General features: G+C 64.3%; 10 protein-coding genes and 1 pseudogene. 5 read left to right on the top strand and 6 right to left on the bottom strand.

The window, feature by feature from the left end:
- Both HAQ05_RS26945 and sohB read right to left on the bottom strand, forming a co-directional pair.
- Positions 1 to 1,890: dermonecrotic toxin domain-containing protein (locus HAQ05_RS26945; protein ID WP_190427191.1), on the bottom strand; the 1,890-nt coding region annotated here is incomplete at its 3' end.
- 76 nt (positions 1,891 to 1,966) lie between these two features.
- Positions 1,967 to 2,986: a protease SohB gene (sohB, locus tag HAQ05_RS26940; RefSeq protein ID WP_190427188.1), complete on the bottom strand. Its 1,020-nt coding sequence runs from the start codon at positions 2,984 to 2,986 to the stop codon at positions 1,967 to 1,969.
- Between the two features lie 232 nt (positions 2,987 to 3,218).
- On the opposite strand from sohB, the gene HAQ05_RS26935 reads away from it, so the two are divergent.
- Positions 3,219 to 3,533 (top strand): SCP2 sterol-binding domain-containing protein, encoded by a 315-nt coding sequence (locus tag HAQ05_RS26935; RefSeq protein WP_190427186.1) that lies wholly within the window; start codon positions 3,219 to 3,221, stop codon positions 3,531 to 3,533.
- Between the two features lie 48 nt (positions 3,534 to 3,581).
- On the opposite strand, the gene HAQ05_RS26930 is transcribed toward HAQ05_RS26935, so the two are convergent.
- On the bottom strand, positions 3,582 to 4,529 hold the full coding sequence (locus HAQ05_RS26930) for a LysR family transcriptional regulator (protein WP_190427182.1): 948 nt from the start codon (positions 4,527 to 4,529) through the stop codon (positions 3,582 to 3,584).
- 118 nt (positions 4,530 to 4,647) lie between these two features.
- Between HAQ05_RS26930 and HAQ05_RS26925 the strand changes: the two genes are divergently transcribed.
- From HAQ05_RS26925 to HAQ05_RS26910, 4 genes are read left to right on the top strand one after another with little or no spacing between them, the layout of a single operon-like run.
- On the top strand, positions 4,648 to 5,388 hold the full coding sequence (locus HAQ05_RS26925) for an SDR family oxidoreductase (protein ID WP_190427179.1): 741 nt from the start codon (positions 4,648 to 4,650) through the stop codon (positions 5,386 to 5,388).
- A 27-nt stretch (positions 5,389 to 5,415) separates the two neighbouring features.
- Entirely contained in the window at positions 5,416 to 6,387 is a 972-nt protein-coding gene (gene denD, locus HAQ05_RS26920) for a D-erythronate dehydrogenase (RefSeq protein ID WP_190427176.1), read from the top strand.
- A 42-nt stretch (positions 6,388 to 6,429) separates the two neighbouring features.
- Complete coding sequence (locus tag HAQ05_RS26915; protein WP_190427174.1) at positions 6,430 to 7,788, top strand: MFS transporter; 1,359 nt, start codon at positions 6,430 to 6,432, stop codon at positions 7,786 to 7,788.
- Positions 7,785 to 8,666, top strand: coding sequence for an NAD(P)-dependent oxidoreductase (locus tag HAQ05_RS26910; protein ID WP_190427171.1), 882 nt, complete (start codon positions 7,785 to 7,787; stop codon positions 8,664 to 8,666). The genes HAQ05_RS26915 and HAQ05_RS26910 overlap by 4 nt, the downstream gene beginning before the upstream one ends.
- A 72-nt stretch (positions 8,667 to 8,738) precedes the next feature.
- Here HAQ05_RS26910 and HAQ05_RS26905 read toward each other — a convergent pair whose 3' ends face one another.
- The 3 genes and pseudogenes from HAQ05_RS26905 to HAQ05_RS26895 form a co-directional block, all read right to left on the bottom strand.
- Entirely contained in the window at positions 8,739 to 10,061 is a 1,323-nt protein-coding gene (locus tag HAQ05_RS26905) for a TolC family outer membrane protein (RefSeq protein ID WP_190427169.1), read from the bottom strand.
- On the bottom strand, positions 10,062 to 11,414 hold the full coding sequence (locus HAQ05_RS26900) for an HlyD family type I secretion periplasmic adaptor subunit (protein WP_190427165.1): 1,353 nt from the start codon (positions 11,412 to 11,414) through the stop codon (positions 10,062 to 10,064).
- Positions 11,407 to 11,703 (bottom strand): annotated as a pseudogene (locus HAQ05_RS26895) (type I secretion system permease/ATPase); the annotation flags it as partial. The gene HAQ05_RS26900 and the pseudogene HAQ05_RS26895, both read right to left, overlap by 8 nt.

The following is an 11,703-nucleotide window of genomic DNA, read 5'->3' as shown; positions in this document are numbered from 1 at the left end:
CCCTACCACACTGGCGGCATCGACCCGTGCCCAACCCAGCGAACGTAATTCCCCCGCCCAGCGTTGCAAGGCGTGGCTCAACTCACGGTGGCGCAGCCAGTAACGTAAAAGCGCCGGCAATGGCAACCGGTTCGCGCAGTGATAGCGCAATTGGTCATCGGTTAGGCCAGCCAGGTGCTGGGCCTCGAGCAGCGCTTGGTCACCCACTGGGCCGGGCACCTCGCCGAATGCCCGCAGCAGGCGGGGGCCTTGCCAGGCCAGTGGGTGTTCATGGGCCCAGGCCCATTGGCCGTCGGCGAACGGTACCAGCTCAGGTACCACGCCTTCATGGTTGCCGGGTACCCGCAACACCATCGCTTCGCCGGCCTGCGCAGCCTCGGTTACAGGGTATAGCTGGGTGCCCACCCGCGCCCAACAGCGCTGGCCGGCGCGCAGCAGGCCATCCGCCCCAGGTTCAACGCCGGCCGGTGGCTGCTGTGGTGCCTGCCAGGTGGCGGTGTCGTGGCGCCACAGGCGCGGCGCGCCATCGGGGCCGTCCAGCACCAGCAGCTGGCTGAAAAAACGGCTGTGCACCCGCTGCACGATAACACCCGCAGCCAGGTTGGTTGCAACTGAGAACAGGTGGTTGATGGCTTCTTCGCGATCGCCCAGCTGCCAGGCGTGGTAACCGCTATACACCTGGTCGGCGATACCGTGAACGTACACCGCTAATGCGGCCCAGCCCAACGGTTGGCAGCCCGGCACCAGCATGGCAGCGGTGAACAGCACTTGCTCAGCATCGGCTACCAGCTTGGCGATCAATAGATCGTGGCGTTTACCGGCCAGGACACTGCGCGGCACTGCCAGCGTAGCCGCATTGGCCAGCAATGCGGCTCGCCATTGTGCATAGGCGGCCCGCGGCGAACTGTCGGCCAATGGGGTGAGTTGCACGATATCGCGCTCGGCCACGGTGACGGCACCCTCGCTCACGTTACCGTTCAGCTTGCGCGCTAACACGGGTTGGTCTTTCAACAGCGCGGTACGCAGCAAAAAACGGCGGCCGGCGGGCTGCGTCAGGCACACCAACACATGGTCGATGAGCGTGCGTTCATCGGCGAACGATCGCAGCGCGCCCTCCGGGGCGTTGGGTACATGCAGCAGCAGCGGGCCACGGCCGCTGGCCGGGGCATATACGCGCAGCGTTGGCAATACAGTGCCAAACAGCGCCACAGACCGCTGCACGGTCGATTCAGGCACTTGGGCTTCACCCAACAACGCCAGCGCCGGTTCACTGGCCTGGCCGCTGAGCCTGGCCTGGCAGGCGGCATTGCGCAGCAGCGCCTGGCGCCACTGTTCATAGGCGCTTTGCAACACCGATGGCACCGCCGCCGGCACCGGTAACCGCTCAGCCAACAGGGCCTGGTAGCGCTGGCCGATGTTCAGCTCGTGCACGATGCGCACGAAAGCTAGCCCGTCCAGGTGATCGGCGCCCTGCACTTGGAAAGTCTCAGCCGGTTGGCCATAACCGGTAGGGCTGGGAAAATTCGCCAACGCCGCCTGCAGCAGTGTATTTCGCTGTGTCTCTACCGGGCACACCCAATCACCGACCACCGCTACCAATGGGGTAAGGGGGTTCAGCGGCCCCAGGTCCGGTGCGCAACCGGGCTGATAGCGATGCACCAAGGTGGCGTGCTCCGGGTCTACCCCGGCCGGTAACCGAGGCGCAAGCAGGCCCAGGGCAAAGTCTCTAACGGCGGGAATACCGCTCAGTTGCAGGCGCAATGCTTCACTGGCGCGCTGGGCCTGAAGTGTGAGGTGCTGAAGCTGATCACGTTGCGCGGGCGAAGCCCGCACCAGCCATTGGTCGATGCCGGCTTCGAACAAGGCGTAATGGGGAAGGACATTTTTCAAAAGAGGTAGCCTCCAGGTCAGGAGGCCACACGATGACGGCGGCGGGTATTCCAGGCGCGTTAACTATATACGGGCGTTACCACAGCCGCCGCGCCACCAGTGCCGCCCAGAACCGGCTAACGCCCCGTTCGGCCGCTACCGCCGCGGCGATCCCCATGCGCTCTTGCAGCGTTTTGCGCTCGGCGAAGTGCAAATGGAACACCTGGGCCACCTTAGCCCGCTCGGCCAGGTACTCGTCGCTGGTTTTGATTTCATCGACCAGTTGTTTTTCCAAGGCGCTGACCCCCAGCCACACCTCGCCGGTCGCCACCTCGTCGATCGACAGTTGCGGGCGGTAATGCACCACGAAATTCTTGAACAGCCGGTGAGTAATCTCTAGGTCTTCCTGGAACTTCTCTCGGCCCTTTTCGGTGTTCTCGCCCAATACCGTAAGGGTGCGCTTGAACTCGCCGGCGGTGTGCAGCTCCACGTCGATATCGTGCTTGCGCAGCAACTTGTGGATGTTGGGTAGTTGGGCCACTACGCCGATAGAGCCGAGCACGGCGAATGGGGCGCAGAGGATCTTCTCGCCGATGCAGGCCATCATGTAGCCGCCGCTGGCGGCAACTTTGTCTACGCACACGGTCAAGGGTACGCCGGCCTGGCGCACCCGGGCCAGTTGCGAGGAGGCCAAGCCGTAGCTGTGAACCATGCCCCCGCCGCTTTCCAGGCGCAGCACCACTTCGTCCTTGGGGGTGGCCACGGTCAGCAACGCGGTAATTTCCTGGCGCAGGCTTTCGGTGGCCGAAGCCTTGATATCACCGTCGAAATCGAGCACGAACACCCGCTGGGGAGTTTCCTTGTGTTTTTTCTTGGCCTTCTCGGCCTTGGCCTGCTGCTTGCGGTGGCGCTTGAGCGCGTCCTTGTCCATCAAGCTGGCTTCGAGCCGCTCGCGCAGCTGCTTGTAGAAGTCATTGAGCTTGTGCACTTGCAGTTGCCCACCCTTGCGCCGGCCCTTGCCGCGCAATGACGCAAGCGCCGCCACTACGATCAGGATGGCCACGACCAGGGTGGCGGTCTTGGCGAGAAAGCCAAGGTAATCGGCAAAAAACTCCACGGTGTCTCCTTCAGAACAGGGCCGGCGCCCAATGCAAGGCGCCACGTTGCCAGGCAGCATACCGGCGCGCTCAGGCGCCGGCCAGTGATGGACCATGCTTACCCGTGAAACACTCTTTTGAAACGACCGTATGAAATATCGTTGACAGCCCTAGGCGTTGCTCCTAACCTGCCTGCACGCTCGCCTGCGAGCCCCTAACCGCTTCTGGCTCCCCGTATAACAGGACATTTCCATGACCGACGTGACCCAAGCCATCGAAACCATGAAAGCCAAGTTCAACCCCCAGGCCGCCAAGGGCCTGGATCTGATTTTCGGGTTTTGCATCGACGACGCCAAGCACTTCAACCTCATCGTCAAAGACGGCACCTGTAAGTTGGAGGAAGGCGAAAACCCCGAGGCTAACGTGACCCTACTGATGGACGGCGAAACCCTTCAAGGCATCGTCAGCGGCGAAACCGACGGCATGCAAGCCTTCATGGGCGGCAAGCTGCGCACCGAAGGCGACATGATGCTGGCGACGAAGTTGGGCGAACTGTTCCCCATCTAAGCCCACCGCCCTGGGCAGCTAAGCCGGCGGCTTCCCGGCCTGGCCGGTTTACCCGGCCGCCATGCCGGCAGGCGCGGCGGCCAGCAACGCATCGATCAACGCCTGCGCTGCCCAACTGGGCGCCTCGCCACGGCGGGTGATCACACCGTAGTCGTCCAGCGCCAGCGGGAACGGCAATGCCAGTTTGTGCAGGCGCCCGGCCTGCACCTCAGGCTCTACCATCGCTTCGGCCAACATGGCGATCATCGGCGCGGTTTGCAACAATTGCAGCGTAGTGCGTGGCGACACCGTTTCGACCACATTGCCTGGGAACACCCACCCCGCCTCGGCAAACGCCCGTTCGGTGCGGGCACGCACCGGCGTGCCTGGCGGGTATACCACCCATGGCCAGTCGCTCAGCCCCCCCATGGGTAGGTCGCCCAGCAGGCACAGCGGGTGCTGGCTACCCACTACCAAGGCCAAGGGCTCGGGGGCCAGCGCCTGGAAATCGAACAACCCGCGGTGGCGGTCGAGGGTGTAGCGGGCGATAACCAGGTCCAGCTCTTTGTTCTCCAGCCGTTCGAGCAACACGCTGCTGGTGTGTTCCTGCACTTGGATATTCAGCAGCGGCCAGTGCTGTTTCACCTGCACGATCGCCGCCGGCAGGGCTACCGCGGTGGCCGCGAAGATCGTGCCCACCCGCACCAAGCCATGGCCACCGGCGTGCAGGTGGTTGATCTGCTCGGCGAACTGGCGTAGGTCGTTCAGCGCAATGGCGGCATAACGCGCCACCTGCTCACCCAGGTCGGTGGGCGGCATGCTCCGGGGCAAACGTTGGAATAATTCGAAGCCCAGCAGTTTTTCGACTTCACGCAGCATTTTGCTCACGGCGGGCTGGCTGATATTCATCACCTGGGCGGTGGCGTGCATGTTCTGCTGCCGCGCCAGGGTGTCGATCAGCACCAAATGGCGAAAGCGCAACCAATTGCACAGTGGGTTGAAGCTGATGTCGGCCATGCCAGTCGATAACCTGCAGCTATTGCCAGTTGAGTAGATGTCATTGGAGATTATCGCGCGGCCGCCCTAGGGTAAAGCGCACGGCGTGGTACATAACAACAGCAAAAAGGAGCCGCCCATGACGCTCACTCACACCCGCGTACTGATCACTGCCGCTGCCCAAGGCATGGGCCTGGCCTCGGCACTGGCGTTTCGCGACGCCGGCGCCACGGTGTATGCCAGCGACCGCGACATCGAACCACTACGTGCCATTGGCGGCCTGAACGCCATCACCCTGGACGCCACTGACCCTACCGCCATCGCCGCCGTGCATCAGGACATCGGCGAGGTAGACGTGCTGTTCAACTGCGCAGGCTTCGTCCATGCCGGTGATATCCTGGCCTGTGAACCGGACGCTTGGCGGTTTTCGTTCGACCTGAACGTGACCGCGATGTACCACACCATCCGCACGTTTTTGCCCGGCATGCTCGCCCGCGGTGGCGGTTCGATCATCAACATGGCCTCGGTGGCCTCCAGTGTAATGGGGGTGCCCCAGCGCTGCGCCTATTCGGCCAGTAAGGCGGCGGTGATCGGCTTGACCAAGTCGATTGCCGCCGACTACGTAACCCGCGGCATCCGCTGCAATGCCATCTGCCCCGGCACTGTCGACTCCCCCTCGCTGCAGCAACGCATCGCCGCCCAAGCCCGTGCCAGCGGCCAGAGCGTCGATGCGGTGCACGCGGCGTACGTGGCCCGCCAACCCATGGGCCGGCTCGGCCGAGCCGAGGAAATCGCAAGCCTCGCGCTGTACCTGGCGAGCCCCGCCAGCGCCTACATGACCGGCACCGTGCAAGTGATCGACGGCGGCATGAGCAACTGAATACCCCGACCACCACAAGGATTTCCCATGCGAATTCTCATCACCGGCGGGACTGGCTTCATTGGCAAGCACCTCGCCCGGCAATTACTGGCAGAGGGCGACTTGGCCCTGGAAGGCCAGCCAGCACAGCGCATCGAGCGCATCACCCTGTTCGATGCCTTCGCCGGTGAAGGCCTGCCGCAAGACCCGCGCCTGGAAGTGCTCACAGGCGACATCGCCGACGCTGCCACAGTAGCCCGTATCGCCGACGGCGTAGACCTGGTGTGGCACTTGGCGGCGGTGGTCAGTGCTGCGGCCGAGGCGGATTTCGAATTGGGCATGCAGGTGAACCTGCACGGGCTGATCAACCTGCTTGAAACCCTGCGCCGGCAAGGCCGTGGCACCCGCTTGGTATTCAGCAGTGGGTTTGCGGTGTTCGGCGGCCAGTTGCCGCCGGTAGTGGGCGACCACACCGCGCTCACGCCGCAGTCGTCCTATGGCATGCAAAAGGCGGTCGGCGAACTGCTGGTGGCCGATTATTCACGCAAAGGTTTCATCGACGGCCGGGTATTGCGCCTGCCGACCGTGGTGGTGCGCCCCGGCAAGCCGAACAAGGCGGCCTCGACGTTCTTCAGTTCGATCATTCGCGAGCCGCTGAATGGCGAGCCGGCCGTGTGCCCCGTCGGCCGCGACACGCAGGTATTCATCAGTTCGCCCCGGCGGGTATTGCAGGCGATGCAGCGGGCCATGTGGTTGGCGCCACAGCATTTGGGCGGCGAGCGGATCATCCCGCTGCCGGGGCTGACCTTGAGCGTGGGCGAGATGGTCGATGCCCTGGAACGGGTGGCCGGCGTGGAGGCGACGCGCTTGATCCAGTGGCAGCACGACCCTGCGATCGAACGCATCGTCAGCAGTTGGCCCACCCGGGTCGAGGCGCCGCGCGCCAGGGCCCTGGGGTTTGAGGCCGATGCCGACTTCGACAGCATCGTGCGCGCCCACATCGAAGACACCAGGCGGTAGCCCGCTAAAGCCCACACAACAAAAACAACAAGAGATGCCGCCATGGACCACAGCGCTACCCCATCGTTGGAACAACAAACCATCCGCCGCATCACCCGCCGGCTGATTCCTTTTTTGATCGTGCTGTTCGTGGTGGCGTTTCTGGACCGCACCAATGTCGGCTTCGCGGCCTTGCGCATGAACGAGGACATCGGCATCAGCCAGGCGACCTACGGGCTGGGCGCGGGGATTTTCTTTTTGGGCTATTTCGTGTTCGAAGTGCCGAGCAACATCCTGCTGCACCGGTTCGGCGCGCGGGTGTGGATTGCCCGAATCATGATCACCTGGGGGCTGGTCGCAGCAGCCATGGGCTTTTTGCAGAGCGCCACGCATTTCGTGGTATTGCGCGTGTTATTGGGTGTCGCCGAGGCCGGGTTCTTCCCAGGGATGATTTTCTTGCTCTCACTGTGGTTCCCAAACCGCTACCGCGCGCGGATTTTCGCCATGTTCTACCTGGGCGTGCCGATTTCCCAAGTGATCGGCGCGCCGTTGTCCGTGGGCTTGATGCAACTGGGCGAGCATGTTGGCGTGGTCGGCTGGCGCCTGATGTACATCGCCGAGGGCTTGCCGGCGATCGCCCTGGGCATCGCTTGCCTGTTCTACCTCACCAACCGCCCGGCGGACGCCCATTGGCTAAGCGAGGCGCAACGGCATTGGCTGACCGACACCCTCGCGCGCGAGGAGCGGGCCAAGCCGCTGGCGGTGGGTGCACACTTGAGCAAACGGCAAATGGTCGCCAAGGCGTTGTGCAACCCGCAGGTTTGGCTGATGGCGTTCGTGTATTTCGGCATTACCTCAGGCTCCAACGCCATGAATTTCTTCTTGCCTACCGTGCTGCAGTCGTTCCGCGCAACCTTCGGCCTTGAACTGGGGCTGATGCAGAACGGCCTGCTCACCGCAGTGCCCTACGCCTTGGCAGCGCTGTGCATGATCCTCTGGAGCCGCCATTCCGACCGCCATCAGGAACGCCACTGGCACGCCGGGGGCGCGGCATTGCTGGCCGCAGCGTCGATTGCCTTGGCATTGGTCATCAACCAGCCCTGGGTCATCGTGATCGGCTTTACCCTGCTGGCAATCGGTGTGTACAGCGCGATCAACGTGTTCTGGGCGGTACCCGGGCAAGCGCTGACAGGGGTCGGTGCTGCCGCCGGCATCGGTTTGATCAACTCTATCGGCAACCTGAGCGGGTTCACCGGCCCGTATATCACTGGGCTGTTGTTCAGCACCACCGGTAGCTACACGCCGGGTTTTTTGATCATCGCCGCGCTGGTGGCCGCCGGCGGCGTCGGCATGCTGGTGCTGCCCCGCGGCATGGCGCACAGCGCGCAGCCCGGCGAGCCGTTACACGAGGGTAAGGCATGAGCGCCACCCTGGGCTTCATCGGCACCGGCATCATGGGCGCACCCATGGTGCTCAACCTGCTTGCGGCAGGCCACCGGGTCAAGGTATGGAACCGCTCCGGCGAGCGCTTGGCCGCCTTGGCCGAGGCCGGTGCGCAGGTATGCCAACACCCCGCCGAAGTGAGCGTGGGCGCGGCGGCGCTGCTGTGCATGCTCAGCGACGGCCCCACCTGCGACCACCTGCTGTTTGGTGAGCAGGGCGCGGCCGCCGGCCTGGCCCAGGGCTCGGTGGTGGCCGTGATGAGCTCGATCCCGGTGCCCACCGCACGCCAACAGGCGGCACGCTGCCAGGCATTGGGCCTGGAATACCTGGACGCGCCGGTATCCGGCGGCGAGCGCGGCGCCCGCGAGGGCAACCTGGCGATCATGGCCGGTGGCAGCGCCGCAGCGTTTGCCCAGGCCGAAGGCTATTTAAGCGCCCTGGGCCGCCCGGTGCATGTGGGCCCGGCCGGTTGTGGCGAACTGGCCAAACTGGTGAATCAACTGATCGTAGCCAGCACCCTGGCCACGGTGGCCGAAGGCTTGCTGCTGGCCGAGCGCGGCGGCGCGGACCCGGCGAAGGTGCGCCAGGCCCTCGCTGGCGGTTTCGCCGACTCGCCCATCCTGCGCCAGCACGGCGAACGCATGATCAACGCCGACTTTCGCCCCGGCGGCCCAGCCAAGTGGCAAGCGAAGGACACCCGCACCGCCCTGGCCGAAGCCGCCAGCCTGGGCCTGGCATTACCGGTGGCTAAGGTGGTGGACGGCCTGTACGCGGCCATGGTCGAGGCCGGCGATGGGGACTTAGACCACGCCGGGATCATCCGGCAGTTGCGCCGGGCCAATGGTGAAAGCGTTTAAGCAACCGGTTGCGTTCCCCCGGGGCGCCCCTGGACCTGCTTAGGGTTTCAGCCGCCATGAGAGGGGTGGCCCTTAGAACAGTTCCTGCACCTTTTCCAGCACCGCACGGTCCATCTGGCCGGTGCGTACATGCAAGCTCACGTAGCTGGTGAGCATGTCGAGCTTACCGTTGAGCAGGTCGCGGCGGGCTTCGAACAGCCGCTGCTGGGCATCGAGGATGTCTACCGTGGAACGCACGCCGCCCTGGTAGCCTTTTTCAGTGGAGGTCAGCGCTTTCTGGTTCGACTCCACCGCCCGCTGCAGTGCCTTGCATTTGGCAAAGCCTGCCACCACGCCCATGTAGTCGGTTTCCACATCCTCGGCCAGTTGCTGGCGTTCGGCGTCGAAATCAGCCTGGGCACCCGACAACGCTTCGCTGGCCTTGCGTACCGAGGCGCTGGTGGCGCCGCCCCGGTACAGCGGGATGTCCAGGGCCAAGCCGACATAGTAGCTGTCCTGGCGCGGCGAGAGCTCTTCGTACTGGGAGTTGTCGCGGCGGGTGAGCTGGCCGGTCAACGAAAGCGTGGGGTAATGCCCGGCGCGTTGGGTTTCGGCTTGCGCCTCGGCCACCTTCACCTGGGCAGCCCGCGCGGCAAGTTCGGGGCTGGCGTTGCGCGCCAGGTCGGTCCAGTAGTCAAGGCCGCGCTCCGTGCGCAACGGGTCGCTTTGCGGCGGTAGCTCGCGCATGCGCTCAACTTCCAGTAGCGGCAAGCTGCCGCGGCCGGCCAAGGTGCGCAGCGCGGCGATGCGGTTGGCCTGGTTTTCCGCTTCTTGGGCCTGCACCAGGTCATACCGTGCCTGCGCCTCGTCGATGTCGGTCACCGCGCCTTGGCCTGCATCGTACAAGCGCTTGGCTTGTTCCAGCAGGCCGGCGATCGCTGCCTTTTGCTGGCCGATCAGCTTAAGTTCGTTTTCGATACGCGACACGGCGAAATAGGCCTTGGTCACCCGATCGAACAGCGATTGGCTGGCCGCATCGTACTGGCTCTCGCCCAATGACCCCCGTGCCTTGGCCTCCTGATACGCCGCCCAGCGCCCTTTATCGTATATCGGCTGCTGCGCCACCAGGGAGATCGTGTTCGATTGGTAATCATCACTGTCGACATAGGACGAGTCAGCGCCGCCGTCGGTACGCCCGCCGCGCCCGTAGCGCGAACTGATCGACAACTGCGGCAGCAGCCCGCCACGGCCAATGGCTTCTTCGTTTTGCGAAGCGCGGTGGGCGAAGTCCGCCGAGCGCATCACCGGGTCATTCAGCCGCGAGGCATCGTACAGTTGCAACAACGTCAGGTGCTGGGGTTCGGCGGCCTGCGCGCCCAACGTAAGCAGCGCGGCTGCGATCAACAGGGTTCGCATTCATTCTTCCTTGAAAGCTGCCAGCAAACGCTCGCGCAAGGGTTTGACCAAGTAGTTCACCAAGGTTCGTTCGCCAGTGACCACGGTCACGTCCGCGAGCATCCCCGGCTTGACCGGCAGGCCCGACGCACGCAACTTGGCGAGGCTGTCCGGCGGCAGTTCGATGCGTGCGGAGAAGTACGGCATATGGGTTTGCTCGTCGATCAATTGGTCTGCCGAAACGGTGACCACGGTGCCCATCACCAGGGGCGTGTCCACCCGCTGCAAGGCGGTGAAGTGCACTTGCACCGGCAAGCCGGGCTTAAGCTTGTTAGCCAACATGGGTGGGAAACGTGCCGTCACGCCCAATGGCGCATCCAGTGGCACCACTTCCATCAGTGCCTGGCCCGCCGTAGCGACACCACCAATGGTGTGCACCGTGAGGTCCAGCACCTGGCCGCCGACCGGGGCCTTCAGGGCGCCGTTGGCCACCTCGAATTCCAACGCGGCGATCTGGTCGGCGTAGCCGGAGGCCTCGGCGGCCACATCGCTCAGTTGGCTTTCAGCGTCGCGGCGAAACTCTTGATCTTGCTGCAAGGCCTTGAGCTTGCTCTCGTTGATCGACTGCGCCGTCTTGCCGATGTCGCCGATGCTGGAGGCCAACTGGCCAGCCAGTTGCGCCGCGTTGCGCTCGGCCTCGAACAATTTGGAACGCGGTACATAGCCATCGCGGGCCAGATCCCGCAACCCCGTGAGCTCTTGCTGCTGAAAGCCAAGCTGGGTCTCGTAATTGCTGCGCACCTGCTGGTAGGCCTTCATTTGCTGGCCTAATGAGGCTACCTCATGCTCCACGATACCCTGGCGGCTGGCCAATTCCGCCGCCCGCGCGGTGAACAAGTTCTGCTGCAACGCCATGGCGGCCTTGGCCCGTGGGTCGTCACCCAGCGCCAACAGGTCGGCGGGCCAGGTGATCTGGCCCTGCTTGAGGCGCTCGGCGGTCAGCCGCGCCTCGGTGGCGCGGGCGGTGATCAGTTTGCCACGGGTCACGGCCAATTGTGACTGCGCCTGCACGGTGTTCAGCTGCACCAGCAACTGGCCAGCGGCCACGGTATCGCCTTCGTTGACCAGGATTTTATCCACCACACCCGCCACCAATGGCTGTACGGTCTTGCGTTCGCCATCCACCACCACCGTGCCCTGCCCCACCAGGCCTTGGTCCAATGGCGCGAAAAAGGCCCAAGCCAAAAAACCGCCGAGCGCCACCAGTAAGAACCACAGGCCACGCCGTGCGGTGCCCGCCGCATCGCTGCTGACCGGCACCCGGGCAGGTTTGGGGACTTCGACCAAGGGCCGTTTCAATAGCGGTTCAGCCATCCCGTCGCCCTCCTTTAACCACCGTAGGCCCATGGGACACCGGCAGCACTGTCTTGAGCACCTGGTCTTTAGGCCCGAACACCTGCTGGCGCCCACCATTGAGCACCAGGATTTTGTCTACCACCCCCAGCACGCTGGGCCGGTGGGTGATCATCAGCACCGTGCTGCCGGCGCTCTTGAGGGTCTGCAGGGCGTGCATCAGCGCCGCCTCGCCGGCCTCGTCGAGGTTGGAATTCGGTTCGTCCAGTACGATCAACTTCGGCGCACCGAACAGCGCCCGGGCAAGCCC

Source organism: Pseudomonas typographi (assembly GCF_014694385.1).
In the GTDB taxonomy this organism is placed as follows: domain Bacteria; phylum Pseudomonadota; class Gammaproteobacteria; order Pseudomonadales; family Pseudomonadaceae; genus Aquipseudomonas; species Aquipseudomonas typographi.
Note: the sequence above shows the minus strand (reverse complement) of the source record. Positions and strands in the feature narration are given on the sequence as shown.

What these genes read in the sequence shown, in the direction of transcription:
- HAQ05_RS26935 (WP_190427186.1), top strand. Translation starts at nt 3,219, where the DNA reads ATGACCGACGTGACCCAAGCCATCGAAACCATGAAAGCCAAGTTCAAC.
- HAQ05_RS26930 (WP_190427182.1), bottom strand. Translation starts at nt 4,529, where the DNA reads ATGGCCGACATCAGCTTCAACCCACTGTGCAATTGGTTGCGCTTTCGC.
- HAQ05_RS26925 (WP_190427179.1), top strand. Translation starts at nt 4,648, where the DNA reads ATGACGCTCACTCACACCCGCGTACTGATCACTGCCGCTGCCCAAGGC.
- denD (WP_190427176.1), top strand. Translation starts at nt 5,416, where the DNA reads ATGCGAATTCTCATCACCGGCGGGACTGGCTTCATTGGCAAGCACCTC.
- HAQ05_RS26915 (WP_190427174.1), top strand. Translation starts at nt 6,430, where the DNA reads ATGGACCACAGCGCTACCCCATCGTTGGAACAACAAACCATCCGCCGC.
- HAQ05_RS26910 (WP_190427171.1), top strand. Translation starts at nt 7,785, where the DNA reads ATGAGCGCCACCCTGGGCTTCATCGGCACCGGCATCATGGGCGCACCC.
- HAQ05_RS26905 (WP_190427169.1), bottom strand. Translation starts at nt 10,061, where the DNA reads ATGCGAACCCTGTTGATCGCAGCCGCGCTGCTTACGTTGGGCGCGCAG.
- HAQ05_RS26900 (WP_190427165.1), bottom strand. Translation starts at nt 11,414, where the DNA reads ATGGCTGAACCGCTATTGAAACGGCCCTTGGTCGAAGTCCCCAAACCT.